This is a genomic window from Pedobacter sp. SL55, from assembly GCF_026625705.1.
Taxonomy (GTDB): domain Bacteria; phylum Bacteroidota; class Bacteroidia; order Sphingobacteriales; family Sphingobacteriaceae; genus Pedobacter.
Genome location: NZ_CP113059.1, coordinates 3,105,877 through 3,128,758, shown reverse-complemented (window position 1 = coordinate 3,128,758; position 22,882 = coordinate 3,105,877). Strand labels below are relative to the sequence as shown.

Genomic DNA, 22,882 nt, shown 5'->3' with positions numbered 1-22,882 from the left:
ACTACAAATTAATGTTTAGAGAAAAATTGTAAGATCTTGTTCTAGGGAAAGCACCTCTGTCTACACCACCAGCAAGCGAGTTTGTTGATGAACTTACTTCTGGATCATATCCTGTGTACGAGCCAAACGTGAATAGATTGGAGACGCTTATACCTAAGCTTGCTCCTGAGATTTTAACTTTCGAGAGTATACTTTTCGGCAGTCTATAGCTCAAAGCAATGTTTTGCAATCTTACAAAAGAAGCATCCTCTACAAAATGATTTGAAACTGCATAATTCAGCATCGGATCGGTTTTTACCAATCGTGGAATATCAGTCACATCGCCCTGCACTTTCCATCTCCTTAATTGATCAGTCGAAAAATTCTGATCTATTGGAGATGAATCTAAACTTCTTTTCAGCTCATTGAAAACATCAGCACCAAAACTGTAAGTAAACAAGAAACTAAAAGTGAAGTTTTTGTAGCTCAACTCGTTGGCGAAACCACCTGTAAAATCTGGATTAGGATCCCCAATAATTTGCAAATCGTCATCGTTGATGATACCATCGCCGTTTAAATCCTCCCAAATCATATCTCCACCTTTGTAAATCTTACCATTGGCAGAACCTTGTTTGTAAGGGATAATTACACCTGTATTTTCATCTCTCTTGTAAACATTATCTTCATCTCTAGCATAAACACCTTTCTTTTTTAAACCGTAAAAAACGCCTACTGGTTCTCCCACCCTAGCCATGTTAAATAGGTTTGGTCGGTAGTCTTGACCGTTAGGTAATGATAAAATTTTGTTACGATTGTAGGCGAAAGTTAGCGTTGACGACCATTTGAAAGGCGCAACAGTATTGACGGTAGTTAAAGTAGCTTCTATACCTTTATTTTGTAACGAGCCGAAGTTTCCTGGTACAGTACTTACTCCTGTTGTACCCGGCACAGTTACATCAAATAACAAATCTCTGGTCTTTTTCAGATAAGCATCTCCTGTAAAAGTTATTCTGTTTTTAAGAAATGACAATTCTAAACCGATATTACTATGCTCAGTAGATTCCCATTTTAATGATGGATTTGGAATACCAGATAAAATCACTGCATTTTGCCCTAAATAAGAGCCGTTGTTGATGTAACCACCCTGACCAGCATAATCTCCAATCGACTGATTTCCGGTAACACCAAAGCTTGCTCTCAACTTACCTTCATCTAAAAATTGAAATTTCTTAAAAAATGTTTCTTCGCTAAATCTCCACCCTGCAGAAACTGCTGGGAAGTAACCAAATCTATTATCGGCACCAAAACGTGATGAACCATCCCTCCTAATCAACGCAGAAAACAAGTACTTACCTTTGTAGTCATAATTGGCTCTGGCAAAGAAGGACAGCAGCGAATTTTGTGAAATGTTTTGTACATAGGTTGATAAAACTGAAGCAGCCCCAACATTAGTTAACTGTGCATCAGGCAAGCCTCTGCCTACTAAATCTAAGTTATCTCTATTAAATTTTTGGTACGATTGCCCTAACAAGAAATTGAACGTATGGTCTGTTTTTAAGTTTAATTTATACGTTAACGTGTTTTCATTAATGAATGATGATGCTTTAGTAGTTTGTAGGTAAGAACTACTCAGCTGACCTTGCGGCAATAAGCTTGTTGGCGTAAAGTTAGACAAATCACTGTTTTCGTAGTCGAAACCCAAATTGGTAGTAAACCTTAAGTTCTTTGCTATCCAAATTTTAAAATCTTGATTTCCGAACATCCTAAAACGCTTAATTCTATTGGCTGCAAGCTGCGCAATTGCCAAGGGGTTAGGTTTACTTCCTTCAAATAATGGAATAAGTTGCCCAGAAAGCGGATCGTATGGATTGTAAACTGGCATGGTACTTAAAGCTTGGAAAACTACACTTTGTCCACTCAAGCCTGTCAAAATCCTAGTATAATCTGTATTAGAAAGGTTAAATGACGAACTTCCAGAAATTGATTTATTAAACGTATAATAAACTTTTGCCGTTGCCGTAGCCTGCCCGTAATCTGTTTCTCTTACTATCGGATTTAGATCCTTATAACCCGCACTCAAATAGTAGTTAATGGAATTATCAGATGATCCACCACTGATACTTAAATCAGTTTTTTGTTGTATTGCCTGCCTGTACATAATTTCATGCCAGTCAATCGACTTTGAATAATAAGGATGCAGCGAATCTATCACCGACACTTTGGTGGTCATTTGACCCGTACTATTATAGATTGCATCACTGTAAGCACTACGCCATTGTGGTGCATTCAATACGCCAACAGTTCTGCTTAACTCGGCCAAACTGGTGTTTGAAGAAAATCTAAGTGTAGGTTTTTTTGAATTTCTGCCAGATTTTGTAGTAATCAAAATTACCCCATTAGATGCTCTAGAACCATAAATAGAAGCAGTACCATCTTTCAGGAAATCAATAGACTCAATATCGGCGGGGTTAATATCTGCTAATGGACTGAAAGTAGAACCATCATCATTTAAACCACCGGCAAAAGTTTCGGTATTAATGGGTACACCATCAACGATATATAAAGGCTGACTACTGCCATTAACAGAAGAAGCTCCTCTAATTCTTACTGTAGCTCCAGCGCCCGGCTCTCCAGAGTTTGAAGTGATTTGCAAACCAGCAATTTTACCTTGCAAACTAGTGTTGATATCGCCCATCGGATGAGTTTCCAACTGACCTCCAGATACCGAGCCTACCGCACCAGTAACTTCCTTTTTCTTCTGTGTACCATAACCCACAGTAACGCTTACCTCATTTAAACTAACCAACTGTTGTTTTAACTTAATATCTAAGTTATTACGTCCTTTAACTGGCACAGATTGCGAGGTAAACCCAATGGATTTAAAAACCAGTATCGGATTTTCTCCACTTACATCAATCTTAAACTTGCCATCTTTATCGGTAATTACTGTTTTACTGGTTGCCATCACCGAAACTGAAATCCCTGGCAAAGTTTCATTCGTTACCTCATCCCTAACTACGCCAGCTATTGTTCTTGGCTTTGCCTCTTGCGCAGAAGCTTCAAGAAATCCAGCAGATAATGCGATGATTACAAAAAGGATTTTGAATATGCTTACTTTCATCATACAGCTATATTAATTACATGGTTTAACGTCGTACAACTATTCCATAAAGCTCTCAAGTTACAAAAGCTTAAAGATGTTGTCATACTAGATTTTTCTTCTAAATAGTTGAACCTTCTGATCAACCCGTAAGTGTTCGTTTCTTTCATATCATTTTGTTTAGTTATCGTGTACGTACACGATATTGTTCAAATCTATTACACAACAGAGTAATAATTTGATAATAAATTTAATTTAAGCTTAAAAAATACCACAATGTAAACACCTCTCGGCTGATTTCATTGCACATACAAAATATAGAGTACAGTTATATTTGGTTAACGGTAACGTACACGAAATTAGTAATTATTATTTTACTTCCAAATTTTATTATGAATATTTTTTGATTTCAACAACTTATAGCGCTAATGGGGGGGGGGGGGGTTAATTCTAGAACGCAGATAAAACGAGATAGATTTTTTATCTGGAGTAAACTTATGTTGCAAAAAACATCAGAGTATTAATCAATGTAGCCGTTCATCTGTGGCTAAACCAAAAAGGCCTAATTACTATAATACTGATAATTTTCTCTGGTAATGATATCAATAGGCATAAATTGCTCTTTATCTATTGTTACATTAAGCACCAAATGGTTATAAAGGCTCATTAAACCTCGGTAGCCTTGCTCTTGTGGCTTTTGGCAAATTAGAAAATCTATGGTTTTATTTTTGAGGTAATTGATATTATCTTCCAAGAAATCATAGCCAATTAATTTAATATCTTTAATTTGATGTTCTTCAAAATATTTAGCTACGGTAGCCACCCTAGAATTGGTTACAAATACTACATCGTAATGATCTTTAGCTAATTGTTCTGCTAATTTTTCTTTGATATGGGCATATCCGGTTTGCTGAACATCAATTTTAGTTAATGCGTTATTACCTCCGTTTTGCTCAAAATAATTCCTAAAACCTTCTTCTTTACGTAATAAGTGGTGGTGTAAATCAATTTCTTTAGCAATATTAACTATTAATGTTTTTTTATTGGCTGGCGAAATATAATTGACAATATGTGCAGCTAAATAGCCACTTTGGTACAGATTGGGGCCAATATAACACAAGTTATGATGACCAGGAACATCCGAATTGATGAATACCAACGGAATTTTCTTCTCTTTACACTCTTCAATAAAAGTTAAACTTTCGTCTTCGAACATAGGTGCTATGAGCACACCATCAAACTCTTGGGCATTAATTTTTGCAGCACCTTCTTTAAAGGTGGCTTTATCATTTTGATCGAAAAAGAAATTTATTACTTCAATACCAAAATCTTTAATCTCACTGGCAGCTTGCAAAATGCCATTTAACGGAGCTTCCCAATATTTGGTTTCGTTAGATACTTGTGGGATTAAAGTAGCAAAGCGAAGTTTTTTCTTTGAAGCTAATCTTCTTGCAAAAATATTAGGTTGATAGTTTAACTCTTCTATAATCTTCAGGATTTTAGCTTTGGTTTTTTCAGATACGCCTACCCTATTGTTCAACACCCGATCTACCGTTCCGATAGATACATTGGCCAAACGAGCAATTTCTTTAACACCAGTAGCTCCTGAATTTTTCTTTTCCATTTTAACAAAACTACAAAAAGTTGGTGGATGTGCATCATCAATAAAAAACTGTAAACCACCAGTAACTTGAAAAATCATCTAAAAAGTTATCCCCAAACAGCATATTGTTAACAAGCATTTTATAGTATTACCTAACTTTGAAGCAAAAAACGGAGCAAAAAAATGAAGCTAAATTCCCTGCAACAACTCATCATGGATTTTATTGAGAAGACCAACAGGCCTATCTTTATGACGGGAAAAGCAGGAACGGGCAAAACTACTTTTTTACGCCACATTAAAGCTAACACCACTAAAAATCTTGCTGTGGTTGCTCCCACTGCCGTTGCGGCAATTAACGCAGGGGGTGTTACCATCAATTCGTTTTTCCAAGTTCCGTTTGGACCTTTGGTACCTAGTGCGCAAGCTGCTTCTTTAACCGAGCTTTTTGATAAAAAAGTAGGCTACGAAAAAACCAAACTACTCAAGTGCCTTGATTTGTTGATTATTGATGAGATCAGTATGGTGCGTGCGGATATGATGGATTATATCGATAACGTTTTACGAGCGGTTAAAGGTATTTCGAAACCATTCGGTGGCGTGCAGTTACTGATGATTGGCGATTTGTATCAACTTTCTCCTGTTTTTCAGAAAGATTGGCACGTGCTGCGCAACTATTATACTGGCCCTTATTTCTTCGATAGTTTGGCGCTTCGTACAACCAACCTACTTACTTTTGAGCTTCAAGAAGTCTATCGCCAATCAGATCCGGTATTTGTAGAGATATTGAACAGCGTACGCGATGGCGCTGGAGAAGAGACTTTACTTGCCAAATTAAACCAACGCCACTTGGTAAATGCCACCACCGATGATTTGAGGGATTATGTAACACTTACCACCCACAACCCTTTGGTAAAGCAAATTAACGAGCAGAAATTAGCAGCTATCGAAACCGCAGCATATACTTACAAAGCAACCGTAACCGATGATTTCCCTAAAGAAGCTTATCCAGCAGAAGAAGAATTGATACTTAAAGTTGGTGCCCTTGTGATGTTCATCAAAAATGATGCTTCGGGTAAAAAACGTTACCACAATGGTAAAACAGCAAAAATAAAAGCACTTACAGAAAATTCCATTATCCTTAATTTTTTGGATGATGGTACCGAGATAGAAGCCGAACGTGAGATTTGGCAGAATGTGAAATATGCGCTTTCTGAAACAGACAATAAAGTAACCGAAACCAATGCGGGCTCATTTAGTCAGTTTCCATTAAGGTTAGCTTGGGCAATTACCATTCATAAAAGCCAAGGTTTAACTTTTGACAATGCCCTAATTGATGTAAGTGCGGCTTTTACCCACGGCCAAACCTACGTTGCGCTAAGTAGATGTAGAAGTTTAGAAGGCATGGTATTGCTAGAAAAAGTGAAACCAGAAAATATCATTACCGATAAATCTGTGGTTGGATTTATGCAAAAGGCAAAAGAAAATACACCTGTTACAGCAGATTTAGCACCATCTATCATCCAATCTGAATTAGGTATGCTTTCTAACCTGTACGATTTTTCTATCATCACATTAGCTTGGAATGCTTATAAAGCTATTTTATCGGAGCGTATCTCTACAGATTTGTCAGCTACAGAAAAACTACTCAAAACCGATATTGGCAATGTAGGTCATTGTTTTCTTCAAAGGGAATTACATTCTCAAACGGTATCGCCATGGCAATCTGAAAGCATAAAAGAACGTTTACAAAAATCAGCTGCGTATTTTTTAAGCAAACTAGAACTTTTGGAAGAAGAGATCATAGATCTGCACGAAAGTTACCCGTCAACAATAATGGATGATGATTATTTCTTACCGTTAAATTTGATTTTGGAACAAATTAAAGGTAAAAAAGCCATGTTTCGCAGTTTGCCATCTGCAAATGATACGGCTACATTAATGGAAAGGTGGAAAACTGCAACCATGGAATATCAGCCTATTGACAGATGGACAACCACGGCTGTTAAAGAAACCGAGATACCTAATAAGGCACTTTACGAACAGCTTTACGCTTGGCGCTTACAAAAAGGAAAAGAAAGAAATACGCTAGATTACAACATTTTATCAGAACAGGTATTAAAAGATATCTCCGCTAAATTACCCAAAACACTCAAACAACTTTCACAAATTAAAGGTTTTGGCGAAGGAAAAGCATTTGACTTTGGGGATGAAATTCTTAAATTGATTAGACAATACTTAGGAGAAGGAGATTTGCTGTTTTAGCGTTGGCGGCGATACTATCCAGACTGTTCCCTAAACTAAAAGTCGTCGAAAATTTGGAAAATATTACCTAATTAGATAACTTTATGATCGAAAATAAAAATTGTAAATAGCTAATGTATGAAAACTTTCTAAGAGAAATTTTTTACTACGAAAATCATTACTTAGATTTTTTGAAAAGCTACGTCCAGAAGTTAAGAAAAAATTTAACTGGACATTACAACTAATTGCAACGATTGAAAAAGTCCCAAAAAAATATTTTGAGCATATGACCAATTCGACCGGGATTTTTGAAATTCGTGTAGAAGTTGGTTCGGACATTTTCAGAGTTTTTAGCTTTTTTGATAAAGGAAATTTAATAGTATTAGTAAACGGTTTTCAAAAAAAGACACCAAAAACACCTAAAAAAGAATTGGAGTTAGCAGAAAAACTTAAAAAACAATATTTCGATGAGCAACAAAACATTAAATAAAAAACTGACTTCTTTTTCCGCACATTTGGACGAACAATATGGAAAAAAAGGAACGTCTGAAAGAGAACAATACGAAGAAGAATTTGAAGCTTTTAAATTAGGAGCTATGATTCAAGAACTTCGTAAAGAGCAAGGTTTGACACAAGAACAACTTGCAGAAAAATGTGGCACAACAAAAACATATATTTCAAGAATTGAAAATAATGCAAGCGACATAAGACTTTCGACTTTAATGAGAATTATTAGAGAAGGACTTGGCGGAAACTTGAAACTAAATGTAACGCACTAAAATTACTAAGAATACTGTTACCCAAGTGGTTTTCGATAGTGGAATAAAACTCTAAAATTGAAGTTTTCTGCTTTTTTTGCCCCACAATCGTAAAGGCAATAATTGATACAACCTAAAAACGCAAAAGCCGCTCAACTTACGTTGAACGGCCTAACATTAGAAAAAGAGCATTATTTTTTGTTCTTGTTTAAATCTGTAAATACCGCAGCTTTGTCTTTACTGGCTTTCTTCAGTTTAAAGCTATCGAAAACTTCTCCTGATGCCTTGTAAGCGGTATAAGTTAAGTTTTCGCCATCTATATTAATGATTTGGAACAATTGCGTGTTTTCGGCAAAAACATCCATCCATTTAGGATTTACATCTACTTTGTACATTTTTGGTCCGGCTACAGAAACCACATACATTGGCCCGCCAACTTTGCCAGAAACTCCAGTAGGTAAATTCTGCCCACGGCTGTAAGTATGATCGTGCCCTTGCATTAATAAGTCTACGTGATATTTATCGAAAAGCGGTTTAAACAACTCTCTAAACTCTTTATTATCTCTTCCTTTTGCAGTAGAATAAATTGGGTGGTGGTAGGTAATCATTGTCCAACGTTTTGGATTGTTCTTCAATACCTCCTCTAACCAAACTGCCTGTGCTTTTAAAGAAGTAGAATCCAGCACAATCATTTGCGAGTTCAAAGAAATGATACGAGCATTGGCATAATCTACATAGTAAACCGATTCTTCCAAACCTTTAGGTCCGTTTTCTGGCAAGGTATATTGCGCTCTCCAATGTGGATCTAAGGTTAAAGTTTTTTGCTCATCGCGAAAATATTCGTGGTTGCCAGAAGAAGGAATACTTGGAATCATTCCGTTGATGAAACCACCGCCAAAATGCCACTCGCCCCATTCGTTGTCATTGTTAGAACGGTTAATCAAATCACCAGCGTGAACGATGAAACGGGCATCGCCATGTGCAGCAAAAGCTTTTCTAATTACCCTCGACCACTTTGAACGGATATCATTCTGTGCATCGCCAAGATAAATAAAAGAAAAAGGCTGATCTTTCTCTGGCGCAGTTTTAAACTGAAACCATTCGCTCCAATTGGTACCATCTCCTACCCGGTAAGTGTACAATTTATTAGGAGTTAAGCCTTCGAAATTTACGCTGTGGTAGTTTGCTGTTTCGTAACCTTTTCCTTTTAGCACTTCTGTTTTAGCCTGATATTCTTTTGCTTCTGGTTTATCCAGTTTCGGAGAACTATCTTCTACCAAAATTTGTGCAAAGCTTTTGTTAACCGTACTGTCTGTACGCCAAGTAACCGCCTGTGTAGTTTTCGGATCTGCAGACCAGGTCAAGATAATTCTATCTGGAAACTTGCCTGCTTTAAATTCTTGCGCTTTTGCCAAAGTTGGCAGCACTAAAACTAGCGCCGCCAAAAAGGTCATCTTTTTCTTAAAAGTTGTAATCATGTTTATTTATAAAATGGATTGTATTTGAAACCTAGATTTGCCCATCTAGAGTAATATTTGTGGTCGTTAGGTCTGCCATCGCCAAAATCAAGTATGGTTTGCGCATTGTTGATGTTGCTAATGCCCATGAAAATGGTAAACTTTTTATTGATTTTTTGAGAAGCAGAGAAATCCAATTGCACTCTTCCCTTTTCCATCAAATCGTTCGCTTGTACATCAGCTAATTCATCAATAAACGTATCGTAGAAGTTTAACGATAAACGACCAGAGAAACCATATTTTTCATAAGACAATGAGGCATTTCCTACTTTTGGACGCATAGATGGCAAACGAACGGTACGCTCGCTTACGATGCCCGGAACCTTAAATTTAGATTGAATTTTCGTGTAGTTGGCATAAATACCAAAACCATTTAAGAAGCCTGGTAAAAAGGTTAACTGTTGTTGCCAAGCCAATTCGTAACCCCAAACATGTGCATTGGCACCGTTTACAGTTTGCGTAACTTGGTACTGATCGAATTGACCGCCTTGCTGTAAGTACACACTTTCGTAAATGTAATTATCTACGTTTTTGTAGAACACACCACCAGAGATTAAACCCAAAGATTTCAAATAATGTTCGAACAATAGATCGTAGTTAATTGAAGTAGCCTGATCTAAATCTGGATTTCCTTTTTTCATCCGTTTTCTACGAGGTTCGATCTCTTCCCAAGGTACTAAATCGTAATAACCTGGGCGAGATAATGATTTGGTAACCGCAGCCCTGAAATTGGTACGTGGCGAAACCGCATATTTTAAGTTTAAGCTTGGAAAAAATCCGTTGAAGTTAGATTTTACCGCAACTTTATTGGTAGATACGTAAGCACCTGTATTGCTAAAGTTTACGATATTACCATTGTACTCGAAAGCAGTGTTTTCGTATCTCACACCCGTGATGATATCTAACTTGTTTAAAGTTAATTTACCCATCACATAACCTGCCTGCATGTTTTCTTTACCATTGTAAGAGTCAGGGTCGGTATTTTGTCTGATGTAGTTTTCGTCGTTACTGAATAAATTTAAGTTGTTTTGATAGTATTCTTCCATCAAATAACCGTTTGCAATAGCTCCCGAAAGGTTATAATTGCCATCGAAATATTTCTCTCTAGAATAATCTGAAAGGAAGTTAGACATGGTCAAAGTACCCGTTTTCAATTTATACTGATAGTAGCTTCTGGTATGGTCATCTTCTTTGTATTTCATTCTTCCACCAAACTTAAATTTGAACTTATTTTTATCGCTCAAATCGAAAGTACGTTCAATATTTAATGAACCTTGAATATCCTTATCATTAGCAATTTGATGTCTGTTTACGTAATTCGAAGTCAAGTATTTGCTTGCATCGTTAGGGTCGCCATTGGTAAAAGCAAATTGTGGCGCTCTTGGGTTAGACATATCCATATTGGCGGTTAAACCACTGTAATTGAAGAAACCATCATAATACGTTGGCTGGTCGTACAAACCGCTTGCGTAGGTTACGTCGATGTTACCAATCCAATTGTTAACTGTGGTTTTAGCTCCGGCAGATACGCTGAACAAATCTCTGTTGTAATCTCTTGGTGTACCACTAGAACCGATATTTACCCCAGTTACGGCAGTTTCGCTGGTGTAATTACCAATACTAAAGCTTTTGGTTCCTCTAGTTTGTAGCTCGTAGAATTTATTGTAATTTCCTCTTACATAAACTTGGCTTTTCTCTGTAGGGAAGAAACTCAATTCGCCCTGCAAACCAATATTTTCCCTATTCAAATCAGACCCTTCCAATTCTAAATTCGAAAGTTTTAATTTCTCAACACCGTTAATTTCGTAAGTATCGTAATCTTTCTGCACCCTATCTTCGCCCCTATTGGTATTGCTATAGTTTACACCTATTAAATAGCCTAGCTTATTTTTTCGTTCGCCATAATTAAAAGCCCCATCAAAATTTTGCTTACCTAAAAGGAAATTGTTACCAAACGAGCCTTTAACTTGAAATTGCTTCATGCCAATTTTTGGCGTTTTGGAAATGATATTTACCGAACCCGAAGTACCATCGGCCTCCATATCTGGTGTTAAAGTTTTGTTTACCTCAATGGCTTCTACTGTTGAAGACAGAATACCATTTAAATCGATATCGCGAGAGTTGGTCTGCGTTGATGGTAATCTGTTTCCGTTTAAAGTAACCGAACCCATGCTTTGGTCCAACCCTCTAATGATGATATTTCTAGGTAAACCGTAACTATAATCCATAGCAATACCCGGCACACGTTGCATGGCCTCGCCTACGGTGGCATCAGGAAAACGTTCAATCTGCTCTTCAGAAAGCACATATTTTACATTATCGGCATTTCGCATGTTATTTAGTGCCACACTCTCTCCTCTACGAATACCCGTAATGGTAATACCTTTCATATCATTACTTGCGCTGGTCAATTTCAAATCGGCATTGTTGGTTTTGCCACTTACCACATTTACTGTAGTTTCGAAGGCTTTAAAACCGAGGTAAGTTACCCGCAATACCGCTTTTCCAGCATTTATGTTATTCAATACAAAGTAACCGTTCATATCAGAAATTGCTCTTTGGTTGGTTCCTTTAACCATTACAGTTGCATAAGGCAGGATTTGATTGTTGGCTTCGTCTTTTACATAACCCACAATGCTGCCCGGCTTTTCTTGGGCCAAAACCTTAGCTTCTACTTTACGTAATACCACCAATAACCCGTTCTCTACAGCTTGTAAATCATGTTGTTTCAATAAAGGAGTAAGTATAGCTCTGGCTGTTTTAGATTGGTCATTTACCGATACTTTAGTAGTAACCGTTTCTTTATTTGTGTAAACAAAACTTACACCCGTTTTGCGTTCTATCTCTTTAAGTAATTCTGGAAATGAAGTGTTTTTCAAGTTAATGTCGATCTTTTTATCCAGACCGTATTGTGCTTTAACTACCGCTGCGCTACTTAATGTTAAGCACAAGGTAGAAAGCACGCAGAAGATTAAGCTAATTCGCATAAAAATTCCTTTTGGGTTAAATAACCCATTGTTTTTTTTCATAAATTTGTTTGTTAATAATTATTATCGTGATAGTTTTTAATGATGGTTAAGGGTTTGCAGACCGTTAACCAAAGACTTTGAGCCATTTCTGTTAGCGCAGAAGTGGCTTTGTTTTTTACTTACATGATTGCCCTCCTATGATTTCAATGTTTTTACCACGTTCTTTAAATTTGACATGAAGTGAGGCGCTTAATGCTGTCTGTATTGCTTTCAACGACTGATTTGGAAACTTTGCAGTGAGCTTACAACCCTCAAAATCTTTGTTGTTGAAGCTAAATTCTACGGCAAATTTTCTTTCCAATGCAGCGAATACTTCTTTAGGCGTAGCCTGTTCAAATATTAAATCTCCACTGATCCACGTGGCAACTTCGTCTACATATATGTTTCCTTTTTCTAGCTTTCCGTTGTCACGATGATAGACCAATCTATTTCCTGGCAATAGCATGGTAGGTTTGTTTAAACTATCGTCACGTAGCAATACACCTACTTTTCCTGTTTTAACCGTTACCGAACTTTTTCTACTGTTTTTATAAGAACTAATGTTGAAACTGGTACCATAAACAATGGTTTTGAGTTGGCCGCTTTCTACCACAAACGGTTGTTTTTGGTTGTGGGTTACTTCAAAAAAAGCTTCGCCAATTAAATGTATAGCTCTGGTTTTCTGTTTATGAAAATCTTTAGGATAACTTACCTCGCTGCCTGCGTTAAGCCAAATGGTAGAGCTGTCTGGCAAAGTAACTTTCATCACTTTTCCGTTAGTGGCTTTATGAACCGTGTATACCTTTTCCGCTACTTCGGGTTTTAATTTTGATAAAGAATAAACCGAAAGCGAAGAAATAACCGCAAGCGAAGCGGCAATACTATATCTAAATATACTTTTAAAAGATTTACGTTTAGTTTGCTCGGCAGCTGGATGAATTAAAGCGTTTGTTTCTGCTTGCTTTTTTGCAGCAGGTAATAAGCCAGCAAATTGCCACAGTTGTTCGGCTTCTTCATAAAGCTGTGTATTTTTTTCGTTGGCGTTTAGCCACTGGTCTAAAAACAGTTTAATTTCTTCTGTTTCTACACCAGTTAGCCTTTTTACAATGTTATTCCAAATTTGATCTTCCATGAGCAGATTTCTTACTATCAAAGACAAGAAACCAGCAGGAAATACGGGTCGGTGAAAGTTAAGTGTTCGTTAACTTTCTATCAACTAAATGTTTTGCCTGTGCATGAATAAACTGCATACTTTTAGCCAAATGATCTTCTACCGTTCTCACAGAGATATTTAGCAATTCGGCAATTTCTGCATAGCTCAATTCATCAAAACGGAACATTTTAAATACGAGCTGTCTTTTTGCAGGCAAGTTTGAAATTACCTTTTCTAAAAAAATTAACTTATCAGTAGTTTCATCGTTATGATCAAAATTGATGGCACCATCAGATAGCATTTCCAGTTCAGCAAACTCTTTAAGCACTACCTTATTTTTATGTTGCGATAAGTAATTTAAGCAAGCATTTTTAACCGAACGATATAAATATGGTTTTACATAAAGTGGCCGATGTTTTCCGTTCCAAAGCCGCAAAAAGGTATCGTTAACTACAGTTTTTGCCGCTTCCATGTCGTGCAAGTAATAATTAGCATAGTTATAAAGCACCTCGCTGAAGTTTTTAAACAGCGTTTCGAATTCTAAAGGATCGCTTTCCCTTACTTCATCAATATAACTATCTGATGTTTGCCGAATTTCCATGTGAATGTTGACACAAACTTCAACATATCGTGTAAACAAAAGATTAAAATGAAGTTAATCTTAGTAACAACCTGTAGAAATAACAACTAGTCAAACTCCAAATTGAATTAAATGAAGGCATCTTGCCTAAAAAACAAACGTCATCATTTTTGATAGAAATTTAACAGCCAGTTAACAACACAATTTTAGTTTTGCATTGTTAAATATTTGGTTAGTATTTATCATACAGTTTAGGTTAGTTGATACAAGAAGCTCTGGTGGATGCCATAGCTTTTTGTTTTTTATAGAAGAAAGCAGTTTATTAACTTTCTGTTTCGGCCTCAATTTTTTCTTCTGCCAATTCCAAATCTGCCTCATCTGCTACAGGCTGCTCGTTAAGCGCTTCAACTTTTGGATTGTACTGCAAGCTTACGCACATTGGAAAATGATCAGAACCGCAACTTTCCATTCTTTTAATACTAGAAAGTGTAAAATCTGCAGAGCAAAAAATATGATCTAACGGAAAACGTAGAAAAAAATATTTGGCGTGAAAACTATTGAAAAAACCCCTGCCTCTCCTAGGGTCAAGCAATCCACTTATTTTACCAAACAGTTCTGTGGTGTAGCTCCAAGCCACATCATTCAAATCGCCCATTACAATTACAGGCAATTTACAATCTTTGGCTTTTTTGCCTACCATCAAAATCTCTTTATCTCGTTCTGTAGATCTAGGGTTTTCTTGCGGAACCGGCGGCTCCGGATGCAAACAATAAAGTTTAACCCATTGTCCATTTTTCAATTGCACTTCAGCTTCAATAGAAGGAATATCTTCTTTAACCAAATAATTGATGGTACCATTGCGTAGTGGTAATCGTGAATAAAATATCATCCCGTAGGTGTTTTCTAAAGGGATTTTTAATTGATAAGGATATTTTTCGCTAATTACATCCATCTGTTTCTGCCACCAACTATCGGTTTCTACCATTAACACCACATCTGAATTGCACTTTTTGATGAGTTTTAGGTAGCTATCGCTATTGCGGTTATATTGGTAAACATTTGCAATCAGTAAGTTGATGTTTCTATCATTGGCAGCCGATTTCGAAGAGATAATCTGCTTTCTCCCAAATTTTGTGAAAGGAAAAACCTGATAAACAATGTAAATAAGATTAAGTAACAATAACACAGCCACTACTTTTTGAGGCGTAGTTGCGGGCATATAAACAGCATGGCCTACCAAAAGTGTAACATTAAGTACCAATTTTTGCAAACGAGGATATTCGAATACCCTAAAAATCCAAAAATCGTGGCGCACTAAAGGTATTAACGTAAACAATATTACTGTAATGGATATACAAAAAAGTGCTTGCTGCATCTTTATCTGTTACTTACGAAATAGTGAAATGAACTTTTTTACAAGTGTTACCAAGGCCACTACAACTAAACCTGCAACTATACCAATAGCAAACTCGGTAATAATAGCAGGCACCGCCGGAAACAGCCCATGCATAAAAGGAACGTTATGGGTAAAAATACCACCAGCAACCAAAATTAAAGCAATGGTACCTACCACGCTTAAACCTTTAATAATTACCGGCAAAGCTTTTACTAAAAAAGTTCCTAATGCAAATAAAAATCCTTTCTTTTCTCCCGACTGTTTAATTAATCGATAACCCGCATCGTCCATACGAACAATTAATGCTACAATACCGTAAACGCCTACGGTTGCTATTATGGCCACTACAGCCACCGTTAATATTTGGATGGTCAATGATTTCTCTAGCACCGACCCCAAAGCAATGATTACAATTTCTACAGACAGAATAAAATCAGTAGTTATTGCCGATTTTACCTTTGCTTTTTCTGCTGTAGCTGCATCTTGTACCACTTCTACAGCGGCTTCGTGAGTTTCCTCTGGTTTATGAAAAAAGTATTCAACTACTTTTTCTACGCCCTCGTAAGCCAAAAATGCACCACCAAGTACCAATATAACTATAATAGCCACAGGAAAATAAGCGTTGAGCAACAAGGCTAAGGGCACAATGATTAGCTTATTTAAAAACGAGCCTTTGGTAATGGCCCATAATACAGGTATTTCCCTAGACGAGAGAAATCCAGTAGCCTTTTCTGCATTTACCGCTAGGTCATCGCCTAAAATACCAGCAGTTTTTTTAGTTGCTACCTTGGCCGCCATCGCCACATCATCCATTAACACTGCTATGTCATCTAAAACTGCAAAAATACCTGAAGCCATTACTTTTATTTTTTTTGTGTGCAAAATAGAAATTTGCACCTTGTGGTGCAACTAAGATAAAATATATTTAATCAATTTGGCGGTTTAACCTTAAAAACACTCGCTGGCAAAGAAAAAATTCCAATGTTATTTAATTATAGTAGAGGCTGTCTCAAAAGTCAAACCACCTGCCAGAGAGCAAAGTTAAATTTGTTGCGTTTGGCCTGTCCCTATGAAAGCTCGTAATTTTGCTTCTGCTTGTACATCCCTCTCCGGCTGGAGAGGGAAACAAAGGGTATTGCGTTTAATCTGAACGTCCATAGGCAGAGGCAAAAAAATTCCAATGTTATTTAATTACCGTGAATTATGTTTTTTTTAACTGTTTATCAATAAGTTAAATGTTTATTCTAAAAATGTGATTTTAAAAAATAGACCTAAAAGCTGATGCTGAAATAAATTCAGCATGACGAACTGCCCATACCGTCGCACCCTGACCACGAAGTAGCTGCTAAGCAAATTTATTTTAGGGTCAGTTAGCCAAGATTAAGACCCATAACTCACGTTTAATTATAGTAAATTTTACCTATTGGCATTAACGCCAATACTTTACTAAACAACATTGGAATAAATGATTTCAATTATTCTTCCTCAACCGTATTCTTCAGCTTCATGAGTAAAGAATAAGCGCCCTTAACTACTACCTTTTTTCCTTTTAAATCTGTAGCAATTTCGGTTTTGCCTTCCGAAACTTCGCCAGCTTGCACTTCGGTCATGTTGAACTTTCTAGGCGCAATTTCTACGAAAACATAATCCTTGTTTTCGAAACTTACTACGGCCTCTTCTGGCAAGAACTGAACTTTCCTGTTTTTGAATTGCAGTTCGGCATTCATGTACATGCCCGGCACCAAGCTTTTATCGTATTGCTCAAAATGGCAATGCACCTCACTCCTGCCACCATCTACATTGTGACTAACCAAAATTACCTCCGTTTCGTATTTTTTATCTGGTTTTACGTTGGTGTAAGCCATCACTCGCTGACCAACGCCAAGCTTATGCAAATCTTTCTCGAATACATTTAAGTTCAAGTGGATATCTGTTGGATTTACCAACTCAAAAATCACATCAGATGGCGTTACATATTTACCAATATTCACATTTACTTTGCTCACATAACCGTTAATAGGCGAATACACGTTTACCGACTTCGATATCTTCCCTTCGCTAAGCTGATTGGCGTTTATGTTAATCAACTTCAGTTTTTCTGCCAATGCCATTTGCTCAATTTTCAGGCTTTTGTATTCCATTTCTACCTGTTGCAAAGTTTTATCGCTATTGGCTTTACTGGCATTCAGTTCTTGCTGACGGGCAAGTTCTTTGGTAGCAAAGTTTAATCTATTGTGGATATTCAGGTAATCCTGTTGCAATTGAATGTACTGCGGATCTTCCATTACGGCGATAATTTGTCCCTTGCTTACTTGCGTGCCTGGCAACATTTTAGTAGATTTTAAGTAACCACCCAAAGGGATACTTACCGACACCAAGTTTTGTGGTGGCACATCAATTTTGCCCTGCAATTTTAGCGTTTCGTTGATCTCGCCAAAGCCAACTTCGCCTGTTTTTAAATCTATATTTTTAGCTTGTTCGGCTGTTAAACTTACTTCGCTTTCGTTATTGGGTGCTTTGGTTTCTTCTTTTGGCTCACTGCTGTTGCAGGCAAAAGTCATAGTAACTGCCAAAGCTCCGATATATAAATAGTGCTTCATTGTGTTATTGCGTTAAAAGGTAATTCAATTCTGTAATGCTTCTGTTGAGTTGCTTAATGGCTTCGAAATAGCTCGCCTTCATTTCAATGGCTTGGTTGTTAAGCATAGTCCATTCTAGGTAATTGATGGCGCCATTTTGCAACTGTTTGTCTAAGGTCGAGGTAATTTCTTTGGCAGTTTTCAAGCCATCCTTTTCCAAACTTTCTACCAAACTCAATTGCGCTTGGTATTGGGCATAGGCCGATTTTAAACTGCTACTGATTTGCTTGCTGGCATTGGCCGTTTCCGATTTTCGGTAGGCTTCATCGAACTTGGCCGATTTAACCCTGTTGCGTTGCGAACCACCAAACAAAGGAATGCTTAAACCCAACTGAAACGATTGAAAACGATCGCTCTGCTTAAACCTGATATCATCTCTCAGCGTGGTGCTGTTGTACCCCACGTTAAACTCTGGAAGCAATTTTGCCTGTTCCATTTTGGTAGTCGCCTCGGCTGTTTTTTCTTCCTGCTGTTGCAGTTTAATTAAGGGATGATTTGCCCAAGCAAGCGTATCTGCAAATGTTGGTTTAGCTTTTAAACTTTCTGCCTGTGGTTTTAAAACCGCATTGGTATTGAGCAAAAATGCTAACTGCTGTTGCAACACCAAAGCTTCAACCTCTAGGTTGCTCAATTTGGTATTTAGTTGTAGAATTTGGTTATTGGCACTGGCCTTTTCCAACAGACTACTTTCGCCAGTTTTTAACCTCAACTCTGCCAATTGTTTCAGTTTTTGATAAGCACTATCGGCATCTAAATACAATTTCTGTAACTGCTCAACTGCCAACAAATCATAAAAAACCTGCGTGGTCAATTTCGTCAAATCAGCTTTGCTTAATTCTCTTTGCAAAAGCGATGTTTTCCATTCGGCCAAGAATTTATCTTTCTGCCTTGCGTACACATTCGGCAAGCTGAAACTTTGGTTAACGCTCAGTTTGTTATCCATCAAATTGCTATTGTACTTGCCATATTCGCCATTGATATTTAGCGGGGCAATGGTAGTTGCCGTTTTACTCAATTGCTGGCTGTAATCTGCTTTAAGCTGAGCGCTCTTTAAACTGATGTTGTTTTTGTACAAGCTATCTAAGGTTGCACTTAACGTAATTGGTTGTTGGGCATTGGCAGATGAAATACCAAAACCTAACAGCAACAAAATCATCGTCACGATTTTTGGCGTTTTCTTTCTGCGCAACAAGCCTTTCTCAAAACTCACATATAAAATAGGCAGTACAAAAAGCGTTAACAAAGTGGCAATCATTAAACCTCCAATTACCACCGTAGCCAGCGGACGTTGCACCGAAGCTCCTGCACCATTGCTAATCGCCATTGGCAAGAAACCCAAAGATGCTACAAAAGCAGTCATCAATACCGGTCGTAAACGTGTTTTTGTACCTTTCAACACCACTTTTTTCATGTCCTGTTCTCCTGTTTTTTTAATGTTATTAAACTCGGCTACCAATACAATTCCGTTGAGCACGGCAATACCAAATAGGGCAATAAAACCTACACCGGCACTTATACTGAAAGGCAATCCGCGAAGCGCCAATAAGAAAATACCGCCAATAGCTGATAGAGGAATAGCCGTATAAATAAGCAAACCGTACTTAATAGAGCCAAAGGCGAAGTACAACAACAAGAAAATAAGAACTAAGGATACTGGAACGGCCACCATCAACCTCGATTTTGCTTCGTTTAGGTTTTCAAAAGAACCGCCATAAGTGATGGTATAACCCGTTGGCAACTTAATTTCGGCCTTTACTTTTTCCTGCAATTCGGTTACAATGCTTTCTACATCTCTACCGCTTACGTTAAAACCTACTAAAATTCTGCGTTTGGTATCTTCCCTTTGGATCTGGCTTGGACTGTTTACCAAAGCCACATCTGCCACTTGCGAAAGTGGAATTTGGTTACCATCTGACGTAGGGATGAGTAGGTTTTGTACATCTTTAATGTCTTGTCGTTTATCGTTCTGCAAACGAACCACCAAGTCAAAACGTTTCTCGCCTTCAAATACCAAACCTGTACTTTGGCCGGCAAAAGCGGTGTTCACATTTCTATTGATATCGGCAATGTTCAGTCCATATTGCGCAATGGTTGCCCGATTATATTGAATTACAATCTGTGGTGTTCCCGTAATTTGTTCTACGTACATTTCTGTCGCCCCGTTTACCGTACGCACTAAATTGCCCAGTTTTTTAGCGTATAGCGCCAACGTATCAAAATCCTCTCCAAAAATCTTACACACTACATCTTGGCGGGCGCCAGTCATCAACTCGTTAAAGCGCATTTGCACCGGAAATTGGAAACTAGTAGTTACGCCAGGAATTTCGCTCGATGCTTCGCCCATTTTTTCGGCTAGCTCATCAAAACTTTTAGCAGAAGTCCACTCGCTTTTAGGTTTAAGGTTGATGATCATATCGCCCATATCCATTGGTAGCGGTTCTGTTGGCACTTCACTACTTCCAATTTTAGTAACGATATTCTTGACCTCCGGAAATCTTTCTTTAAGGATGCCCGCTACTTTCTGTACGTTTTCTATGGTAGTATTCAGGTTACTGCCCGAAAGTACCCGAGTTTCTACCGCAAAATCGCCCTCTTCTATGGATGGGATAAACTCGCCACCCAAGTTGGCCAAAATTACCACGGCAGTAACAAACAAACCCAACACAATGGCAAGCACAGTTTTTGGGAAACCCAATACTTTTTGCAACAAGCGCTCGTAACGGTTTTCTACTCTGGCCATCGCTTTGTCGGAAATATTAGGCTCCGTTTTAATCTTCTTGCTCAAAAACAAGCTAGACATCATTGGGATGTAGGTAAGCGAAAGAATAAATGCACCCAGCAAAGCGAAAGCAACGGTTTGTGCCATTGGCTTAAACATTTTGCCTTCAATACCCTGTAAACTGAAAATTGGCAAGTAAACAATTAGGATAATGATTTGCCCGAAAACGGCACTGTTCATCATTTTAGAGGAAGCGCTTTTCACTTCCAAATCCATTTGGTCTTGTTTAAGGAAGGAAATACCAGCGAACCTTTTACTGTGCCCGAGTTGGTGCATTACCGCTTCTACAATAATTACGGCACCATCTACAATCAGCCCAAAATCTAAGGCACCTAAGCTCATCAGGTTGCCACTCACGCCGAAAATGTTCATCATGATAATGGCAAACAACATAGAAAGCGGAATAACCGATGCCACAATGAAACCGGCTCTGAGGTTACCCAAGAAAATTACCAACACGAAAACCACAATCAGCGCACCCTCTAGCAAATTGGTTTCTACCGTTTTAATGGCATTGTTTACCATGCTGGTACGGTCTAAGAAAGGCACAATCTCCACGCCTTCTGGCAAGGTTTCAGCAATCTGCGCAATTTTAGCTTTGATGTTATCGATCACCACATTGCTATTGGCACCTTTTAGCATCATCACAATAGCGCCAGAAACTTCGCCTTCGTTGTTAAAAGTTAAAGCACCGTATCTAGTGGCAGCGCCGATTTCTACATTGGCCACATCTCTTATCAATAGTGGTGTTGAGTTTTCGCTGGTTCGTACCACCACATTTTCGATATCTTCTTTGGTACCAATTAAGCCTTCACTTCTAATGTAAAGCACCGAAGCCTGTTTTTCGATATAAGCACCGCCAGTGTTTTGGTTGTTGTTTTCTAAAGCATCAAAAATTTCGGCGATGGTAACTTTGTTCGCCACCAATTTATTTGGGTCGATGGTTACTTGATATTGTTTCAGCTTACCGCCAAAACTGCTCACTTCGGCCACGCCTTTAACACCCAACAACTGTCGCCTTACCACCCAATCTTGTATGGTGCGCAGTTCGGTAATGTCGTAGCGCTTTTCATAACCTTTTTTAGGTTTTACGGCGTATTGGTAAATCTCCCCCAAACCTGTAGAAATTGGACCCATTTCTGGTTTTCCTATTCCTTTCGGGATTTGCTCTTGTACCACCAGCAAGCGCTCTGCAACTTGTTGGCGAGCCCAATATACATCAACATCATCGTTAAAAACCAAGGTAACTAGAGAAAGTCCAAAGCGACTGTAGCTTCTAATTTCTTTGATGCCTGCAATGTTGCTATTGGCCTGTTCTACCGGAAAAGTGACCAACCGTTCAATGTCGGTAGCACCGTAAGAAGGCGCCGTGGTAATAATTTGTACCTGATTGTTCGTAATGTCTGGTACGGCATCAATTGGTAATTTGGTAAGCTCAAAGCTACCATATATAATGAGGGCAATGGTAAATAGCCCTACAATGAGTTTGTTTTTGATGGCAAACTCAATTATTTTATTCAGCATGAAAAATATGGATTTCGTTTCTAAATAGCTCTTACAGGTCGTGTCGTTCCTAAGAATACGGAACAATCAACACTACCAATTAAAGCAGACAAATAGTTTAACTATGTGTAATTAAGAAACGGTTTTTGGCGGTTGCCAAATTTTTCCGGCAAAGGCCGAATTCGGGATATGATCGTTGTTGATCAGGATTTTTTGTTTCTGTAGAATTTGACAAACCTTTTTTGGAATAACCTCAAAAGAAGGTGGCAACGCCGGACTAATTACAGTGCTAGCAAAAAGCTCATGTGTTTTAAAAGGTAACTGATCATCCCTCTCCTTGTCGTTATCCGTATGAGGTACATCGTTGTAATGATGCTCTAGGTAAGCCAAGAAGGTGATGTCTTTATCTAGACTTTTATGTTCAAAATAATGCTGAAAAAGCACAGGAAGCTTTGTGAGTTCGTGTAATTCGGTACACGAAAGCAAGTAAAAACTTAAAAGTAATATGTGTAGTGCTTTTTTCAACACTCCAAAATTAACTAAATCAACTAAAAAATCAATTAATTTAATAGAATGTAACATTAAGCTTGCATAAATACTACATATTTTCATCTATAGCTTTAATA

The 22,882-nt window shown here is 37.8% G+C and carries 14 protein-coding genes; 3 read left to right on the top strand and 11 right to left on the bottom strand.

The genetic code is table 11. From position 1 onward, the window contains the following. Position 1: 1 nt before the first annotated feature. Positions 2–3,103 (bottom strand): SusC/RagA family TonB-linked outer membrane protein, encoded by a 3,102-nt coding sequence (locus OVA16_RS13930; protein ID WP_267760423.1) that lies wholly within the window; start codon positions 3,101–3,103, stop codon positions 2–4. A gap of 538 nt (positions 3,104–3,641) precedes the next feature. Next, positions 3,642–4,781: a LacI family DNA-binding transcriptional regulator gene (locus OVA16_RS13925; protein WP_267760421.1), complete on the bottom strand. Its 1,140-nt coding sequence runs from the start codon at positions 4,779–4,781 to the stop codon at positions 3,642–3,644. A gap of 84 nt (positions 4,782–4,865) precedes the next feature. Between OVA16_RS13925 and OVA16_RS13920 the strand changes: the two genes are divergently transcribed. The 3 genes from OVA16_RS13920 (at position 4,866) to OVA16_RS13910 (ending at position 7,702) form a co-directional block, all read left to right on the top strand. Then, the gene (locus OVA16_RS13920; RefSeq protein WP_267760419.1) at positions 4,866–6,944 is read left to right on the top strand and encodes an HRDC domain-containing protein; all 2,079 of its coding nucleotides are present in this window, start codon (positions 4,866–4,868) and stop codon (positions 6,942–6,944) included. Positions 6,945–7,167: 223 nt separating this feature from the next. Next, on the top strand, positions 7,168–7,413 hold the full coding sequence (locus OVA16_RS13915) for a type II toxin-antitoxin system RelE/ParE family toxin (protein ID WP_267765403.1): 246 nt from the start codon (positions 7,168–7,170) through the stop codon (positions 7,411–7,413). Further along, positions 7,391–7,702: a helix-turn-helix domain-containing protein gene (locus OVA16_RS13910; RefSeq protein ID WP_267760416.1), complete on the top strand. Its 312-nt coding sequence runs from the start codon at positions 7,391–7,393 to the stop codon at positions 7,700–7,702. Before OVA16_RS13915 ends, OVA16_RS13910 begins: the two co-directional genes overlap by 23 nt. 170 nt (positions 7,703–7,872) lie before the next feature. On the opposite strand, the gene OVA16_RS13905 is transcribed toward OVA16_RS13910, so the two are convergent. The 9 genes from OVA16_RS13905 to OVA16_RS13865 form a co-directional block, all read right to left on the bottom strand. Continuing rightward, positions 7,873–9,159, bottom strand: coding sequence for a purple acid phosphatase family protein (locus tag OVA16_RS13905; RefSeq protein ID WP_267760414.1), 1,287 nt, complete (start codon positions 9,157–9,159; stop codon positions 7,873–7,875). Between the two features lie 2 nt (positions 9,160–9,161). Then, entirely contained in the window at positions 9,162–12,227 is a 3,066-nt protein-coding gene (locus tag OVA16_RS13900; RefSeq protein ID WP_267760411.1) for a TonB-dependent receptor, read from the bottom strand. A 115-nt stretch (positions 12,228–12,342) separates the two neighbouring features. Beyond that, positions 12,343–13,338 (bottom strand): FecR family protein, encoded by a 996-nt coding sequence (locus OVA16_RS13895; RefSeq protein WP_267760408.1) that lies wholly within the window; start codon positions 13,336–13,338, stop codon positions 12,343–12,345. A gap of 58 nt (positions 13,339–13,396) precedes the next feature. Beyond that, positions 13,397–13,960 (bottom strand): sigma-70 family RNA polymerase sigma factor, encoded by a 564-nt coding sequence (locus OVA16_RS13890; protein ID WP_267760406.1) that lies wholly within the window; start codon positions 13,958–13,960, stop codon positions 13,397–13,399. Positions 13,961–14,261: 301 nt separating this feature from the next. After that, the gene (locus OVA16_RS13885) at positions 14,262–15,314 is read right to left on the bottom strand and encodes an endonuclease/exonuclease/phosphatase family protein (protein ID WP_267760403.1); all 1,053 of its coding nucleotides are present in this window, start codon (positions 15,312–15,314) and stop codon (positions 14,262–14,264) included. Positions 15,315–15,323: 9 nt separating this feature from the next. Then, on the bottom strand, positions 15,324–16,193 hold the full coding sequence (locus OVA16_RS13880; protein WP_267760400.1) for a DUF808 domain-containing protein: 870 nt from the start codon (positions 16,191–16,193) through the stop codon (positions 15,324–15,326). 617 nt (positions 16,194–16,810) lie between these two features. Further along, positions 16,811–17,935, bottom strand: a complete 1,125-nt coding sequence (locus OVA16_RS13875; protein ID WP_267760397.1) for an efflux RND transporter periplasmic adaptor subunit — start codon at positions 17,933–17,935, stop codon at positions 16,811–16,813. A 4-nt stretch (positions 17,936–17,939) separates the two neighbouring features. Continuing rightward, positions 17,940–22,277: a CusA/CzcA family heavy metal efflux RND transporter gene (locus tag OVA16_RS13870; RefSeq protein ID WP_267760395.1), complete on the bottom strand. Its 4,338-nt coding sequence runs from the start codon at positions 22,275–22,277 to the stop codon at positions 17,940–17,942. 111 nt (positions 22,278–22,388) lie between these two features. Beyond that, positions 22,389–22,838 (bottom strand): hypothetical protein, encoded by a 450-nt coding sequence (locus OVA16_RS13865; RefSeq protein WP_267760392.1) that lies wholly within the window; start codon positions 22,836–22,838, stop codon positions 22,389–22,391. Positions 22,839–22,882 lie beyond the last annotated feature (44 nt).

Bases quoted from the DNA above. Each gene is read 5' to 3' on its own strand.
- OVA16_RS13930 (WP_267760423.1), bottom strand. From the start codon at position 3,103: ATGATGAAAGTAAGCATATTCAAAATCCTTTTTGTAATCATCGCATTA.
- OVA16_RS13925 (WP_267760421.1), bottom strand. From the start codon at position 4,781: ATGATTTTTCAAGTTACTGGTGGTTTACAGTTTTTTATTGATGATGCA.
- OVA16_RS13920 (WP_267760419.1), top strand. From the start codon at position 4,866: ATGAAGCTAAATTCCCTGCAACAACTCATCATGGATTTTATTGAGAAG.
- OVA16_RS13910 (WP_267760416.1), top strand. From the start codon at position 7,391: ATGAGCAACAAAACATTAAATAAAAAACTGACTTCTTTTTCCGCACAT.
- OVA16_RS13905 (WP_267760414.1), bottom strand. From the start codon at position 9,159: ATGATTACAACTTTTAAGAAAAAGATGACCTTTTTGGCGGCGCTAGTT.
- OVA16_RS13900 (WP_267760411.1), bottom strand. From the start codon at position 12,227: ATGAAAAAAAACAATGGGTTATTTAACCCAAAAGGAATTTTTATGCGA.
- OVA16_RS13895 (WP_267760408.1), bottom strand. From the start codon at position 13,338: ATGGAAGATCAAATTTGGAATAACATTGTAAAAAGGCTAACTGGTGTA.
- OVA16_RS13890 (WP_267760406.1), bottom strand. From the start codon at position 13,960: ATGGAAATTCGGCAAACATCAGATAGTTATATTGATGAAGTAAGGGAA.
- OVA16_RS13885 (WP_267760403.1), bottom strand. From the start codon at position 15,314: ATGCAGCAAGCACTTTTTTGTATATCCATTACAGTAATATTGTTTACG.
- OVA16_RS13880 (WP_267760400.1), bottom strand. From the start codon at position 16,193: ATGGCTTCAGGTATTTTTGCAGTTTTAGATGACATAGCAGTGTTAATG.
- OVA16_RS13875 (WP_267760397.1), bottom strand. From the start codon at position 17,935: ATGAAGCACTATTTATATATCGGAGCTTTGGCAGTTACTATGACTTTT.
- OVA16_RS13870 (WP_267760395.1), bottom strand. From the start codon at position 22,277: ATGCTGAATAAAATAATTGAGTTTGCCATCAAAAACAAACTCATTGTA.
- OVA16_RS13865 (WP_267760392.1), bottom strand. From the start codon at position 22,838: ATGTTACATTCTATTAAATTAATTGATTTTTTAGTTGATTTAGTTAAT.